At 65.6% G+C, this 14,326-nt stretch carries 13 protein-coding genes; 6 read left to right on the top strand and 7 right to left on the bottom strand.

Annotated features, from left to right (window positions below; all coding sequences use genetic code 11):
- Positions 1–31: 31 nt before the first annotated feature.
- The 3 genes from phnE to phnC form a co-directional block, all read right to left on the bottom strand.
- Complete coding sequence (phnE, locus tag B4A39_RS07405; RefSeq protein ID WP_292035000.1) at positions 32–775, bottom strand: phosphonate ABC transporter, permease protein PhnE; 744 nt, start codon at positions 773–775, stop codon at positions 32–34.
- 65 nt (positions 776–840) lie between these two features.
- Positions 841–1,848 carry a phosphate/phosphite/phosphonate ABC transporter substrate-binding protein gene (gene phnD, locus B4A39_RS07400; RefSeq protein ID WP_292034905.1) on the bottom strand — a complete coding sequence of 336 codons (1,008 nt, stop codon included), beginning with the start codon at positions 1,846–1,848 and terminating at the stop codon, positions 841–843.
- On the bottom strand, positions 1,845–2,642 hold the full coding sequence (gene phnC / locus B4A39_RS07395) for a phosphonate ABC transporter ATP-binding protein (protein WP_292034903.1): 798 nt from the start codon (positions 2,640–2,642) through the stop codon (positions 1,845–1,847). The genes phnD and phnC overlap by 4 nt, the downstream gene beginning before the upstream one ends.
- Before the next feature lie 262 nt (positions 2,643–2,904).
- On the opposite strand from phnC, the gene B4A39_RS07390 reads away from it, so the two are divergent.
- The 6 genes from B4A39_RS07390 (at position 2,905) to B4A39_RS07365 (ending at position 8,137) form a co-directional block, all read left to right on the top strand.
- The gene (locus B4A39_RS07390) at positions 2,905–4,167 is read left to right on the top strand and encodes a type III PLP-dependent enzyme (protein WP_292034902.1); all 1,263 of its coding nucleotides are present in this window, start codon (positions 2,905–2,907) and stop codon (positions 4,165–4,167) included.
- A gap of 116 nt (positions 4,168–4,283) precedes the next feature.
- The gene (locus B4A39_RS07385) at positions 4,284–5,336 is read left to right on the top strand and encodes a 1,9-bis(guanidino)-5-aza-nonane synthase (protein WP_292034898.1); all 1,053 of its coding nucleotides are present in this window, start codon (positions 4,284–4,286) and stop codon (positions 5,334–5,336) included.
- 109 nt (positions 5,337–5,445) lie between these two features.
- Positions 5,446–5,766 carry a ribonuclease gene (locus B4A39_RS07380; RefSeq protein WP_292034894.1) on the top strand — a complete coding sequence of 107 codons (321 nt, stop codon included), beginning with the start codon at positions 5,446–5,448 and terminating at the stop codon, positions 5,764–5,766.
- A gap of 72 nt (positions 5,767–5,838) precedes the next feature.
- Positions 5,839–6,336, top strand: a complete 498-nt coding sequence (locus tag B4A39_RS07375; RefSeq protein WP_292034892.1) for a hypothetical protein — start codon at positions 5,839–5,841, stop codon at positions 6,334–6,336.
- The gene (locus B4A39_RS07370) at positions 6,336–7,151 is read left to right on the top strand and encodes a phosphatase PAP2 family protein (RefSeq protein ID WP_292034889.1); all 816 of its coding nucleotides are present in this window, start codon (positions 6,336–6,338) and stop codon (positions 7,149–7,151) included. The genes B4A39_RS07375 and B4A39_RS07370 overlap by 1 nt, the downstream gene beginning before the upstream one ends.
- Positions 7,151–8,137 carry a right-handed parallel beta-helix repeat-containing protein gene (locus B4A39_RS07365; protein WP_292034886.1) on the top strand — a complete coding sequence of 329 codons (987 nt, stop codon included), beginning with the start codon at positions 7,151–7,153 and terminating at the stop codon, positions 8,135–8,137. The genes B4A39_RS07370 and B4A39_RS07365 overlap by 1 nt, the downstream gene beginning before the upstream one ends.
- On the opposite strand, the gene aguB is transcribed toward B4A39_RS07365, so the two are convergent.
- The 4 genes from aguB to B4A39_RS07345 all read right to left on the bottom strand — a co-directional run bounded on the left by aguB (position 8,138) and on the right by B4A39_RS07345 (position 14,165).
- Positions 8,138–9,004: an N-carbamoylputrescine amidase gene (gene aguB / locus B4A39_RS07360; protein ID WP_292034884.1), complete on the bottom strand. Its 867-nt coding sequence runs from the start codon at positions 9,002–9,004 to the stop codon at positions 8,138–8,140.
- Positions 9,004–10,017, bottom strand: a complete 1,014-nt coding sequence (locus B4A39_RS07355; RefSeq protein ID WP_292034882.1) for an agmatine deiminase family protein — start codon at positions 10,015–10,017, stop codon at positions 9,004–9,006. Before B4A39_RS07355 ends, aguB begins: the two co-directional genes overlap by 1 nt.
- Positions 10,018–10,206: 189 nt before the next feature.
- Complete coding sequence (locus B4A39_RS07350; protein WP_292034879.1) at positions 10,207–12,726, bottom strand: TonB-dependent receptor; 2,520 nt, start codon at positions 12,724–12,726, stop codon at positions 10,207–10,209.
- A 194-nt stretch (positions 12,727–12,920) separates the two neighbouring features.
- Positions 12,921–14,165: a capsular biosynthesis protein gene (locus B4A39_RS07345; RefSeq protein ID WP_292034878.1), complete on the bottom strand. Its 1,245-nt coding sequence runs from the start codon at positions 14,163–14,165 to the stop codon at positions 12,921–12,923.
- Between the last annotated feature and the right edge of the window lie 161 nt (positions 14,166–14,326).

The raw sequence follows: 14,326 nt of genomic DNA, 5'->3' as shown, positions 1-14,326 counted from the left end.
GCAAACCTTTCAGTCGCCCGGAAAGCCCTTGTTACAGCAGGCGCTTGCGCATGACCTGCGACAGGCTGTCGATCAGGGTCACGGCGATGACGACGATGATGACGATGGCCGACACCGCACGGAAGTTGAAGGCGTTCATGCTGTCGAACAGCACCTGGCCGATACCGCCGGCGCCGATCAGGCCGAGCACAGTAGCCGAGCGGCTGTTGGATTCGAAGCGATAGAGGGCGAACGAGGTCCACAGCGGCGCCACCTGCGGGATGACGCCCCAGACGATCTCGTGCAGCTTGGAGGCGCCCGTAGCGCGCACGCCCTCGACCGGTCCCTTGTCGATCGACTCGACCGCTTCCGAGAACAGCTTGGCCAGCACCCCGGCCGTGTTCAGTGTGATGGCCAGCACGCCGGCCAGAGGACCCAGGCCGACGGCGGTCACGAACAGCAGACCAATGACAAGATCGGGCACCGAACGCAGCAGGTTCATGACCCAACGCACCGGGGTCACCACCCAGGCGGGGGCCATGTTGCGAGCGGCGGCCAGACCCAGTGGAATGCCAAACAGCACCGCCAGGAAGGTGCCCCACAGAGCGATCTGAACCGTCTCCCACATCTTGCCGACGAACATCTTCCATTCGGAAAAGTCCGGGCGCAGCAGGTCGTGGACGAACAGGCGCGTGCTGTCGTTGCCCGAGAACAGGCGGGAAATGTTGCCCAAATCGACGGCGTCGATGCTGTAGAGCAGGACCGCGATCACCCCGCCCCAGACCAGAAGGTCCATGGCCCAGGAGACGGCGGATTTTTGCGGAGCCGCCGGAACGGCGGTCGGCGTCAGCGGAGCAGAGGTCAAGGCTGGACCTCACGCAGGCTGCGCAGGCGCTGAAGTTCGGCGGCGGCGGCGGCGGCTCCGGCCTTGTCGCCCTTGGCTTCGGCCTCGCCGCGCTTCTGGTCGGCGATCATTTCGCGGATGGGATTGAGATAGCTGTCGTCGGCGGCGGCGAAGCGCGAATACTCGAGTCCCGCCAGCACCTTGCGTTGACGCTCGGCTTCAGGACCTTCGCCCTGGCCATAGGTCAGGAAGAAGCTGCGGATCTTCTCCTTCAACGCGGGATCCAGGTCCTCACGCACGACGATGCCGCTCTCCGGCACCGGCGGCGAGACCCAGATCTCCTCGATCTGATCGGCCAGTTGCGGGTTTTCGCGACGGATGAAGACGGTGTTGACGCTGTTCGAGGTGGCGACGTCGATCACGCCCGTGGCCACGCCGAAGGCGTTGGCCTGGTGGTTGGCCGAGCGAACCGTCTTGAAGCACTGCGACGGCACGACGCCGCGCGCGTTGAACAGGAAGGTCATCGGAGCCAGGGTGCCCGACGTCGACTGGGCGTCGCCGATGCCGAAGTTGTACTGCTTGCCGCAGGCCAGCACCTTGTCCAGCGTGATGCCCGAACCCTTTTTGACGATCAGGGTAGACTGGTACGAATCCAGCCCTTCGCGGTTCACGGTGCGGGCGATGACTTCGGCGTTGGCGCGATCAATGGCCTCGACCTCGGGCTTGGCCGAGAACCAGCCGACCTGTGTGTGGTTGCCGCGCATGGCTTCGACCAGAACCGTGTAGTTCGAACCGAAATAGGGCTTCACCGGCACGCCGATCGCCTTGGACATGTCGTCCAGCAGCGGCTGCCACAGCGGGCCCGACGATGCCTGCCCCTCGGCCGACAGAATGGAGAAGGTGATCTCGGCGGGAACGCCTCCGGCCTTGGTTTCCTCGCCCTTGCCGCAAGCGGAGAGGCCCAGGGTCAGGGCGGCGACGGCGGCGACGCCCAGAAGGCGGCGGGTGATGGCGGTGCGGGTCATGCCTTGGCTTCCCAGAACGCGTCCTCGTACTCGGGACCGTAGATTTCAATCAGGCGCTTGGAATCGAGACCGGTCGAGGGGCCGTCATAGACCACCTTGCCCTTTTGCAGGGCGATGACGCGGTTGCAGTAGCGGATGGCGTAGTCGACCTGGTGCAGGGTCACAATCACACCCATGCCGTCGCGCTTGTTCAGTTCGACCAGCAGTTCCATGACCTTGCGGGCCGAAACCGGATCCAGCGAGGCGACGGGCTCATCGGCCAGGATGGCTTTCGCCCCCTGCACGATGGCGCGCGCGATGGCGCCGCGCTGCTGCTGCCCGCCCGACAGGGTGTTGGCGCGCTGGGCGGCGTAGTCGGAGACGCCGACGCGGTGCAGGGCCGCCATGGCCCGCGCCTTGTCGGCCTTGGGCCAGACGCCGAAAACGCCGCGCCAGCCCGGCAGACGGCCAAGCGCGCCGAGCATGACATTGGAGAAGAGCGACAGACGCCCCACCAGATTGAACTGCTGGAAGATCATGCCCAGCTTGCCGCGCGCCCGGCGCACGGAACCCGTGATGCGGCCGTTCTGCTGAACGGTCTCGCCGAACACCTGGATCGTTCCCTTGCCGGGATCAATCGGATGCAGGCCGGTGATGGAGCGCAGCAGGGTGGACTTGCCCGATCCGGATGGACCGATCAGGGCGACCATCTCGCCGGCGGCCACTTCGACGGACACGCCGTCGAGCGCCTTTCGGGCTCCGTAGGTCTTTGACACATCCCGTACGGACGCGACAGCGGCGGTTGAAGAACTCATGAACCCGTGGGTGGCGGTTGCAACAGGGGGCGCCGCATGACGCGCCACGCGCGTTTCGACAAGTCTTAATGGCACGCCTGCGTCGTTTTCGTCCAGTGCGAGGCCCCTTCCGCACGGTTCCCCTGTGGAACGCGTCATGAAATTACCGCTTTACATGACAGTTCAGCGTCCCTACATCGCGCGTTCCGGCGGACCCCGTGGTCTAACCGTTAAGCGCTGCTAACGCCGGTCTGGGTTAACAATTAGCAGGGGGTTACGTGAATTGCGCACGTACCAACTTCCCCTGGACCTGGTCCGTGAGCGGTCCCCTGAACGTCCCGTCGCACTCGTGCGACCGCGTTCGGTTTCCGTAGCGGCGCGCTGGTTCCAGGATAATTTAAAAGCCGACGTCTTCTATGCAGTGAAGGCGAACCCGTCGCGCTGGGTCATCGAGACCCTGGTCGAGCAGGGCGTCAATGCGTTTGACGTCGCCTCTCTGGCCGAGATCGAGCTGGTTCGTTCGGTCAGCCCGGACGCGCGCCTGGCCTTCATGCACCCGGTCAAGAGCCGTGGCGCGATCCGCGCCGCCTACGCCGACCACGGCGTGCGCACCTTCGTGCTCGACAGCCATGACGAGTTGCAGAAGATCATCGAGGCCACCGACGGCGCCGACGACCTGAACCTGGTCGTGCGAATGGGCGTGTCGGCGGACGGCGCAGCCTATTCGCTGTCGGGCAAGTTCGGCGTCACGCCGGACGCCGCCCCCGCCCTGCTGCTGGCCGTGCGCCAGGCGGTTCAGGACGGTCTGATGGGCGTGTCGTTCCATGTCGGTTCGCAGTGCATGCGGCCCTCGGCCTATGAAGCGGCGATGTCGCAGGTTGGTCGCGCCATCAAGAAGGCGGGCGTCTTCGTCGACATCGTCGACGTCGGCGGCGGTTTCCCTTCGGTCTATCCGGGCATGGTTCCGCCGGACCTGAGCGAATACGCCGACGCCATCCATCGCGGCTTCAACGAGATGCCGGTGTCCGAAACGACCGAGCTGTGGTGCGAACCCGGCCGGGCGCTGGTCGCCGAGTCCTCGTCCGTGCTGTGCCGTGTGGACCTGCGCAAGGGCGACGCCCTGTATCTGAATGACGGGTCGTACGGCTCGCTGTTCGACGCCACCCACTCGCGCTGGCCCTTCCCGACCAAGTTGGTCCGGGACGCCGAAGCCTCATCGGAGTTGAAGCCCTTCCGCTTCTACGGCCCGACCTGCGACAGCATCGACCACATGCCGGGCCCGTTCTGGCTGCCGGCCGATGTGCAGGAAGGCGACTTCATCGAGATCGGCATGCTCGGCGCCTATGGCGTGGCCATGACGACGGGCTTCAACGGCTATGGCGAGCACGAGATCGCCGTGGTCGAGGACGCCCCCATGGGCTCGATGTACGGCTTGGCGCCGCGCTCGATTCCTACGGTCCGGACCTCGGCCGAGGAAGCCGCGCGCAAGGTCGTTCGCCTGTCGCGCCCCAAGGGCAAGGCCGGCGTGCGCAAGCGCAAGCGCTGATCAACTGACCCAAAACCGTCTTCGGACGTTGGTATGATCTGCAGCGGCCCGTCGCTCCGTCCGGGCCGCTGCGTCTTCTTGACGACGGGCGCTCATATCTCAGGGAAACCGCCGAAATGAACGCTCCCGTTCAGTCGAACCAGAAGGCTGCGCTGCTGCAGAACACCGTCGAGCACGTCGATATGACCAGCTTCGACGCCCGCCCCATCATCGACAGCATGCGCAAGATGTCCTTCAGCTCGCGCGATACGGCCCGCGCCGCCGACATTTTCAACATGGCGCTCGAGGACAAGGACTGCTCGCCGTGGCTGATCCTGGCCGGATCGACCTCGGCCGGGGGCTGCATGCATGTTTACCGCGACATGGTGAAGTTCGGCATGGTCGACGCCATCGTCGCCACCGGCGCCTCGATCGTGGACATGGATTTCTTCGAGGCCCTGGGCTTCAAGCACTACCAGGCCGCCGGCGAGGTGGACGACAACGTCCTGCGCGACAACTACATCGACCGGATCTACGACACCTATATCGACGAGGAAGAGCTCCAAGCCTGCGACCATACCATTCTGGAGATCGCCAACCGTCTGGAGCCGCGCGGCTATTCCAGCCGTGAGTTCATCTGGGAGATGGGCAAGTGGCTGTCCGAAGGTAATGCGAAAAAGCCCGGCTCGCTGATTCAGACCGCCTATGAAGAAGGCGTGCCGATCTTCTGCCCGGCCTTCGTCGACAGCTCAGCCGGTTTCGGCCTGGTCAAGCACCAGAAGGAGCGCGCGGCCGCCGGCCTGCCCTATCTGATGCTGGACGCCATCGCCGACTTCCGCGAACTGACCGACATCAAGATCGCTGCTGGCGTAACCGGTCTGTTCATGGTCGGCGGCGGCGTGCCGAAGAACTTCGCCCAGGACACCGTGGTCTGCGCCGAAATTCTGGGCGTTGAGGCCGAGATGCACCGCTATGCCGTCCAGATCACTGTCGCCGACGTCCGTGACGGCGCCTGCTCGTCCTCAACGCTCAAGGAAGCAGCGTCCTGGGGCAAGGTCCAGACTACGCACGAACAGATGGTCTTCGCCGAGGCCACGACCGTCGTGCCATTGATCGGGTCCGACGCCTATCACCGCGGGGCCTGGAAGACCCGCGAGAAACGTCGCTGGAACAAGCTGTTCGGAAAGTAGGAAAGATCCGACCACGGATCGGAGGCTGGCGGAGCGATCCCCCAGCCTCTTTCTTTAGGGGAACCTTCGCCCCGCTGCTCCGCGTTGTTCCTGCAACAAGGAGACGATGATGGCCGATCCCAAAACCGAAACCGAAGAGGCCCGCGAGGCCGCCGCAATGGGCGAGAAGCCTGATCTCGGTCACACCGAGGATGCCCTGAAGAAGGCCCTGGAGGGCACGGACATGGGGTCCGACACCCGCGCCGGATCGCTGCGCGGCGGCTCGGCGTCAGGCTCGGACATTGATCCGGACCAGGACGTCATCAACGCGGCCTTGGCCGCCGAAGGCCAGCGCTCGAAGGATGCGGGTTCGAGACCGGCGGGTGGCCCGGCCGAAGCGCGCAAGTCGACCGGACAGCCCGGGGATGATGTCGACGCTCCAACCGGTTGAAGCGCCTTGCTGCCGCCGCACGGATGCGCCACGGTGTTCATCAAGTTGAACAGTCTCAAGGACGTAGGCGGGATGAAGCGTAGCGTGGCAGCCGTCGCCGTGGCCCTCACGGTCGGTCTTATCGGATGCGACGAGCGTAGTGAGGCTGCGCCTGAGTCCAGCCCATCGCCAGCCGCCGAAGCCCCCATGGCCGAAGCGGCGCCGTCCGTCGCCCCGTCCTCTACTGCGGACGTGGGCGCCGACCGCACGGCCATCGACGGCGCCCCCGCTTTCGCGGTTCTCTATCCCGGGGCGGAGGCTGACGGCCCGGCGACCCTGGCGTCCGGCGTGGCTGGGCCCGGCGGCTTGATCACCTTCACCACCGACGCCGCGCCCGACGCGGTCGTCGCCTTCTATCGACAGCGCGCCGAGGCCGCTGGCCTGGCCCCCGTCATGGCGATGAACCAGGGCGAGGCCCGGGCCTATGGCGCCGCCGCCCGCCAGGACAACGGCCCCAGCCTCCAGGTCGTCGCCTCGCCCGGCGAAGGCGGCGTGACCTCGGTCCAGTTGACCTGGAGCGCCGGCGTCTGATGAGAACCCGGGGGGGCTTCATCACCGTCTTCGCCGCAGGCGCCCTGCTCTCAGCCTGCGCGGGCACACCGGCCGCTCTTCGCCCCGAGGCGGCCAAGGCGGTGGAGACCAAGGGCTATCTCACCCCTTCCCTGATCCGGACCTTGGCCGACGCCATGCCTCCGCCGCCCGTCGCCGGTTCGCCCGTCGATCTGGCGGACAAGACGCGCTCCAACCAGTTCAGGACATTGGAGGACAGTGACCGCTGGCTTCTGGCCACAGCCCATGCCGAACTGCGTCCGCCGCTGGCGCTGCAGCATTTCGACTGTGCTCTGGGCGTGCGGCTGGGCTCCGCCACGACGCCCAATCTCAACCGCCTGATGCAGCGCCTGTTCGACGATTCCGACGCCGCCGCCGAGTTGGTCAAGTCGCGCGGCTTCCGCGCCCGCCCCGTGGGCGACGACCCTGCCCGCCGTTCCTGCCAGCGTGTCAGCGAGGCGGGCCGCAAGAGCGCCTCCTACCCCTCCGGCAGTTCCACGGTCGCGACCGTCTATGGCGAGGCTTTCGCCGCGCTGGAACCTGGGCGAGCCGTCGAGGTCCGCCGCATCGCCCACGAAATGGGCCTCAGCCGTCTGGTCTGCGGCATGCACTATCCCAGCGACGTCGCCGCTGGCGAGGTGCTGGGCAAGGCCGTGTTCGACGCAGCCGCAGCGACGCCGGACTTCGACGCCGATCTGGCGGCGGCCCGCATTGAGCTGGCCGCTGCTCGGTCCACGGGCCTGACCAACCCCGGCTGCGCGTCCGAGCGTCTGGCCCTGGCTACACCCCTGCCCTGATGACGGCCTGGCTGGCGGCTCTGCTCCTCGGCGCCGCGCCCGACGCCGGGAGTCCGGCTGGCTGGTCCCTGCCTGCCGCCCGTCCCTGCACCGCGGCCGAGCTGGATGGACTGACAGCCGACGCCGCCACGCCCTATCGCCTGATCTGCCGCGCAGTCTTGTCGCCAGGGCAGGCGATCAAGCGCCCCCTTCTGATCGAAGGCGCCGAGGCCTCGGGCGCCGGGCTTGACTGCAGGGGCGCTTCGGTCGGCCAGCCGGGCGCCGCGACGACCACCCGTCAGCCGACCATCGCCATCTGGTCACGCCGCATCACGGCTGAGCACTGGAGCCGCCCTACCGACATCCGCATCGAGAATTGCATGATCCACGGCGCGGTGCGCGTCTGGGGGATGGGGGCGGACGGTGGCTATGACGACCTGCGGGCCTCTTCGCGCACGGCCAGGCATATCGCAACCACGCAGGGGGCAGCGCCCTCGCATATCACAATGGACCGGGTGACCATCGTGGGGACCGGCTCCATCCCCCTCTACGTCGGGCCGGGGGTGACGAGCCTCAGCCTGACTCATTCGGCGCTGAGCGGCCGCAGCGACGCTACGGCCCTCTATCTGGACGCCGAGAGCGCCGACAACGTGATCGAGAATAACACCATTGCTGTGGCGACCCGGCGCGAGGCTGTCGCCGTCGATGGTTCTGCCAGCAACCGCATCACCGGCAATCGCTTCACCCTTGGCGGTCGCGGCGGAATATTTCTCTATCGCAACTGCGGCGAGCGCGGCGTGATCCGGCACCAGACGCCGTCGGGCAATCAGATCATGGACAATGTCTTCGCCGGCGCCGCACGACTGCGGCCCCGGTTGGTCGTCGTCGGCTCACGCGAAGGTCGCCGCGCCTATTGCGGCGCGGATCGCGGCTACCCCTGGGGCAGCAGCGCCGACGACGGCGACGGCGCCACGAACAATGTCGTGGCGCGGAACACGCGTCGCTGACTAGACCGGCCGGCCCGTCGCCAGCGCGCCGTACAGTTCCGGACGTCGATCACGGAAGAAGCCCCAGGCGGCGCGATACTGATCTAGGAAGTCGAGGTCGAAGGTGTGGACCAGCACCCCCTCCTCGCCCGTCAGGCTCTCGACCAGATCGCCGCGGTGGTTGGCGATGAAGGAGTGGCCATAGAAGGTCTGGCCCGCCTCCGTCAGGGTCTCGTGGCCGATGCGGTTGGCGGCCACGACTGGTACGACGTTGGACACGGCGTGCCCCTGCATGGCGCGCTGCCACGGCAGGGCGGTGTCCAGTTCCGCGTCATGCGGCTCCGAACCGATGGCGGTCGGATACATCAGGATGTCGGCGCCCTGCAGAGCCATGGCGCGCGCGCTCTCGGGGTACCACTGGTCCCAGCAGATGCCGACGCCGATGCGGCCGAAGCGGGTGCTCCAGACCTTGAAGCCGGTGTCGCCGGGCCGGAAGTAGTACTTCTCCTGATAGCCGGGACCGTCAGGGATATGGCTCTTGCGATAGACGCCCAGGGCCTCGCCATCGGCGTCCAGCATGACCATCGAGTTGAAGTAGTGCGGCCCTTCCTTCTCGAAGATCGAGACGGGGATGACGACACCCAGCTCCTTTGCCACCGGCTGCAGTTGCACAACGGCCGGATGCTCGCGCCACGGATAGGCCGAGGCGAACCAGTGCTCCTCCTGCGTCACGCAGAAGTAAGGCCCCTGGAACAGCTCCGACGGCAGGATGACCTGCGCGCCCTTGGCCGCCGCCTGACGGATCAGGTCGATGGTCTTGTCGATATTGGCCTGCATGTCTTCGCCATAGGCGGTCTGCAGGGCGGCGACCGTGACGGTGCGGGCCATTATGCGGGCTCCTGTTGCGAGATGCAGTGGAATGATCCGCCCCCGGTCAGGACGGCGTTCGACGGCGACAGCACGATCTCACGGTCGGGGAAGACCGTGGCCAGGGCCTCGCCTGCCAGACGTGCGGCGACGTCATCGCCATAGGTCGGCACCACGATGGCGCCGTTGGCGATCAGGAAGTTCATATGGCTGGCAGGAACCGGGCGCTCGTCCGCGTCCAGCACCAGGCCGGGCGACGGGATGCGCAGCACCTTGAGCTTGCGGCCCATGGCGTCTGTGGTTTCCGACAGAAGACGGGCGGTCTCGTCATAGACTTCGGCGTTCGGATCCTTGCGGCCGAAAGCGATGGGGCAGGCTACGACGCCCGGCGCGACGAAGCGGGCCAGGTTGTCGACGTGGCCGTCGGTGTGGTCGTTCAGCAGACCGTCGCCCAGCCAGACCACCACCTTGGCGCCGACCGAGGCGGCCAGGGCGGCCTCGGCGTCGGCCTGGGTCCAACCGGTGTTGCGATTCCGGTTTAGCAGGCACTGGCGCGTGGTCAGGACCGTGCCTTCGCCGTCATGATCCAGGGCGCCGCCTTCTAGGATGAAGTCATGGCGCGTCGTCGGCACGCGCGAGAACTCGGCGATCTGGTCGGCGACCTCGTCGTCGTGCGGATAGTCGTACTTGCCGCCCCAACCGTTGAAGGCGAAGGCCTGGGCCGTCGTCGAACCCGCGTTGAAGATCGGGCCGGTGTCGCGCAGCCAGATGTCGCCGAACCGGGCGGGCACGATCTCGATCCCGTCAACGCCGCCCAGACGCGCGCGGGCGCCTGGCAGAGCCTCGTCACTGCCGACCATCAGCTTGACCTGCTCGCGACCCGGACCAGCCAGGGCGCGGACCAGAGCCTCGACCTCGTTCTGAGCTTGTTCGAAGTCCCCGCCCCACAGCTCGGCGTGGCTCGGCCAGCCGACCCACATGGCGCGATGCGGCGTCCATTCGGCGGGGATGGCCAAGGTCAGGGGCGAGGTCATGGGCGAAGTCTATCCGGCTGCAAGGAGGCTGACCGCGGCAGATAGGCCGAGAGATGCCCGGGTTCAATGTTTGCGGGCCAAACGCCGCATCTGCCCAATACGGCCTCAAGCAACGCAAAGCGCGATAGGTCAAAAAGAAAGGGCGGCCCGTTTCCGGACCGCCCTTCCCCATCAGGTCGAAGCTGGAGCTTAGAAGCTGTAGCGGATCGAGGCCATGACGGTGCGCGGAGCGCCGACACCTGCGAACGGACGGCTGTAACCCAGCTGGCCCGGGGTCGCCGAAGCGCGGGTGCCCAGGGTCGAGTAGTACTGCTCGTCAAACAGATTGATGACGTTCAGTTGCAGGTAGGTGCCGTCCAGGCCCAGGGTCGAGAAGTCGAAGCGGGCGTCCAGATCGACGACGGTGAAGGCGTCAACCTTCAGGTCGTTGACGTCGGTGACCCAGCGCTCGCCGGTGTACTTGCCCTGGACGCCAGCCGAGAAGACGTCGTTGAACTTGTACGAGGCGCGCAGCGAGAACATTTGTTCCGGCGTTTCAACCTGCTTCTTGCCCTTGGTCTGCAGCTCGGCGCCGGCAGCGTTGTAGCGGTAGTTGTCCTGCAGTTCGCTGTCGAGCAGCGACACAGTACCGTACAGGTTCAGATTTTCAGTCGGCGACCAGCCCAGCGACGCTTCGAAGCCGAGGCTTTCAACCGAGCCGACGTTACGATCAACGAACTGACCCAGGTCTTCATCCCAGGTGCTGACGATGCGGTTGTCGAACTGGTTCTGGAACACCGAGGCCTGGGCCACGATGGTCGAGGTCGTGTAGCGATAGCCCAGGTCGATGTTCTTCGAGGTTTCCGGCTGGACCGTCGGGTTGCCGATCGAACCATCAGCGAAGCGGGTGACGGCGTACAGGCTGTCCGTACGCGGAGCCGACAGGGACTCGCTGTAGCTACCGAAGACCGAGTGGCCTTCACCGAAGCGGTAGGTGGCGCCGACGTTGGGCAGGATGTCGTCGAACTTCACTTCACGCGAGTACGGCTTGATATACTGCGTCGTGCCACGGCCAGCGAAGGTGACGTTGCCGTTGGCCAGGGTCGCGTTCGGCACTTCCGAGGTGCAGAGCACGTTCGACGAACCGTTCTGCGTGAAGCAGTTCTGGTTCAGCTCACGTTTGAAGAAGGGAGCGCGAACGCCCAGGGTGACCGTCAGCGCTTCCTGCAGGAAGCGACCGCGGTACTCGAGCGAGAACTGGTTCAGCGAAGCGATGGACAGACGATCGCGCGACTGGAGGTCGTAACCGTCCAGATTGATGACGCGGTTGTCCGTCTTGTTGCGGCCGCCAAAGACGTCAACGAAGGTCGGGTTGGACGGGTTCGAGAAGTCGACGAAGCCGTAGTTGCCGGTCTGGCGGTGACGACCCCAGTCCAGCGCATAGGCGGCGCGCAGACGGTGATTGTCGTTCAACTCCCAGATCAGCGAGCTGTTCAGGCCGTAGCGATGGGTGTTGGTGTTGGACGGCGACATGACGCGCACGCGGTCCAGGGTGTCGCCGTCGCCGTTCAGGTCGACGCCGCCCGTGGTCTTCGTGCCGCGCAGCAACAGGTCGGTTTCGGACAGAACCGTTTGTTGAGTCCCGCCGTTGGCCAAGGTGTACTGGAACGAGGGGTCGACCGTCAGGGTCAGACCGTCGCGCAGGGTGAAGCGCGAGTTACCGCGGATGTTGCCCGTGTTCGACGGGTTGACACGCAATCCCCAGTAGTTGGAACCGTTGGCGTCATTGTCGGCAACGCCATTACGGAAGGTCGGCGCGACATAGGTGCGGTCGAAGTCGACACCCCAGCCGAACGGGTTCGTCGGATCATTGACCTGATCGACGCAAACCTGGGTCTTGGCGACGTCGCAGAAGCCGGTGGAGGTGCCGAGGTTCGGGCCGTTGTAGTTGTTGTTGCGGTTCTCGTTGTAGTGACCCGACAGGGCCACGAAGTCGCCGTTGTCACCCAGCGGCTGCCAGATGCGCGCGTTGTATTGAACCTTCTCCAGTTCGCCGATGCCCTTGAACTTGTCATAGTTCTGATAAGAGGCGGCGAACCAGGCGGTCGTGCCCCAGGGGCCGAACTCGCCCGTGTTGAACAGGCCCATCATGCGGCGATAGTTAAAATCGCCCAGCGAACCCTGGACCCAGCCGCCCATGTCGGTGGTCGGGCGCAGCGTCACGTAGTTGATGGTGCCGCCCGTGGCCGAAGCGGTGGGGCTGTCGACATCGGTCGAACCGGTGTTGACCGAGGCGCGCTCGATCAGTTCCGGGTCCATCTGCTGGTTCGTATACGACGAATAGTTGCCGGTGTCGTTCAGTGGAATACCGTCGAAGGTCAGCGAAACGCGAGCACCGTCGAAGCCGCGCAGACGAATGTTGCCGCCCGACGAACCATAGGGATCAGCGTTGGTGAAGCTGAGGCCGGGCGTCAGGTTCAGGGTCTGCAGGATGGTCTGACCCGCCGCCTGGGTGGCGATGAATTCCTGGTTGACGGTGTTGCGGGTCTTGGCGACCGTTTCAGCAACAGCCAGGCCTTCGATGTTGCGAGGGCCGCGCTGGCCGGTGACGACCACGTCGCTAACTTCCGTAGCTTCGGTGCCGGTCGACTGGGCCGAAGCGGCGCCGGCCATGAGAAGGCCGCTCATGAGGGCGGTGGTCGCCCAGAAGAGCTGTTTGCGGTTGGTCATCTGTTGGTATCCCCAGTGATGAAGGCGTAGCGCCATGACGGCAGGCCGTGGCGCCTGTCGAGATGGGCTGGGCCTTAAGGCCGCTGAGGGAAGGTTGGGCGACAGTCATGTGACAGTGATATGACAAACCCCAGGGGTTGCCATAACGCCACACCCCTGTGGACCATTCACATCCCGAGACGAATGCCTGGCCGCTAGCCTGCGCGCGCGGCGAAAGCGTCCGCCACCAACCCCGCCGTGGGCCGCATTGCGCGCGGCTCATGGTAGTTGCCGTTGATCTGGCTGCGCGCGATCACATGCGCCCGGAAGGCCGCAAACAGCTCGGCGTGGGCGGCGACAGGCTCCTCCCAGAACCCATCAAGCGGCTGCTGATCGGTCAGGCCTTCGAAATCGAAGAATGCCTCGCCCAGCACCTTGACGGGCGTGCGGAAACCAAGGGCCGAGAGAGCCGCGCTGGAGTTATTGACCACCATGCCGCGCGACGCGCGACACAACTGGGCTAGGTTGCCTCCATCGATGAAATCGACCCGGTCGTCCAACCCTCGCTCGATCGCCAGACAGCGGGTGATGTGCTCCAGGTCCGACAGACCTGGGTCCAGCGGATGATTCTTGACGACGAGCCTGCAATCCTTGGGCGCATGGCGGGCGAAGCTGCCCATCACCTCGGCCAAAAAGGCCGTGTTGTCCGCGTAGGAAGAATAACGCAGCAATTGGGCATCGCCCTCTCGCTGCAGGCAGGCGATGAAGAAGGGGCCACGACCGCCGATCAGATCGGCGTCACAGGCATGTTTCGTCCGCGTCGCCAGACCGAAATAGCGGCGTATGTGCCCGAAGAACTGCCGCCATGGCGAAACCGTATAGGGCTGGCGATAGCGAGGGAAAGCCACCGAGCCCAGAGCCTGCAAGGCGTGGTAAAGGCTGATGTTGACGACGTGATGCGGCAGGATCCGGCCGACAGGCCGCGTCACCGGCAACTCGGGTCCCGGCATAGCGTAACCCGCCGCCGTTCGCGGCAGGCTGCTGCTGCCGTTGACGCCGTTTCTCTCCAGCGTGATCCAGTCCGGGCGGAAATAGCCGTTCTCAAGCACCCAGACCCGGGCGTTCAAGGTCCCGGCTTGCGACAGCACCCCTTGATTGTAGGGACCGCCCTCGCCGAAGACGATGAGGTCGGTAAATTGGTTGCCCAGTTGGCGAACACGCGCCGGCCATCGCCGGACATCCTGGCGGAAGGCCACGCCACCTGGCCGACGCCAGGTCGCCAAGTCGCCGGCGTTGAAAATCATGCGGCTGACCTCACCGCCGCGATCGACGATGGCTTGGGCCAGCAGGCGCCCAAAGCCGCCGAAGGGGGCCGTGACAATCAGGAAGCGGCGGCCGCGCAAGTCCGCCTGTACCAGCGGCATCGCGTTCGGCTGATCGGGATCAAATGGCGCGAGCAAACGCGGGGTGTCTTTCCAAGGAACGAGCCCCCTTCCTAGGGCCAACCCCTCGCCTATGACAAGACGGTTGAGCAAAGGAAAAAGAACAACGTTGTGCAGAAAGAAGCCGCCGCCTCAAAAAGAAGTCGGCGGCCAGATTCTCGACCTTCAAGATCATCGGG

This window comes from Brevundimonas sp. UBA4553, from assembly GCF_002387245.1.
In the GTDB taxonomy this organism is placed as follows: domain Bacteria; phylum Pseudomonadota; class Alphaproteobacteria; order Caulobacterales; family Caulobacteraceae; genus Brevundimonas.
Note: the sequence above shows the minus strand (reverse complement) of the source record. Positions and strands in the feature narration are given on the sequence as shown.

Excerpts from the sequence above, each read along its gene's own strand:
- phnC (WP_292034903.1), bottom strand. The coding sequence starts at position 2,642 with ATGAGTTCTTCAACCGCCGCTGTCGCGTCCGTACGGGATGTGTCAAAG.
- B4A39_RS07380 (WP_292034894.1), top strand. The coding sequence starts at position 5,446 with ATGGCCGATCCCAAAACCGAAACCGAAGAGGCCCGCGAGGCCGCCGCA.
- aguB (WP_292034884.1), bottom strand. The coding sequence starts at position 9,004 with ATGGCCCGCACCGTCACGGTCGCCGCCCTGCAGACCGCCTATGGCGAA.
- B4A39_RS07370 (WP_292034889.1), top strand. The coding sequence starts at position 6,336 with ATGAGAACCCGGGGGGGCTTCATCACCGTCTTCGCCGCAGGCGCCCTG.
- B4A39_RS07350 (WP_292034879.1), bottom strand. The coding sequence starts at position 12,726 with ATGACCAACCGCAAACAGCTCTTCTGGGCGACCACCGCCCTCATGAGC.
- B4A39_RS07355 (WP_292034882.1), bottom strand. The coding sequence starts at position 10,017 with ATGACCTCGCCCCTGACCTTGGCCATCCCCGCCGAATGGACGCCGCAT.
- phnD (WP_292034905.1), bottom strand. The coding sequence starts at position 1,848 with ATGACCCGCACCGCCATCACCCGCCGCCTTCTGGGCGTCGCCGCCGTC.
- B4A39_RS07365 (WP_292034886.1), top strand. The coding sequence starts at position 7,151 with ATGACGGCCTGGCTGGCGGCTCTGCTCCTCGGCGCCGCGCCCGACGCC.
- B4A39_RS07385 (WP_292034898.1), top strand. The coding sequence starts at position 4,284 with ATGAACGCTCCCGTTCAGTCGAACCAGAAGGCTGCGCTGCTGCAGAAC.
- B4A39_RS07375 (WP_292034892.1), top strand. The coding sequence starts at position 5,839 with ATGAAGCGTAGCGTGGCAGCCGTCGCCGTGGCCCTCACGGTCGGTCTT.
- phnE (WP_292035000.1), bottom strand. The coding sequence starts at position 775 with ATGGACCTTCTGGTCTGGGGCGGGGTGATCGCGGTCCTGCTCTACAGC.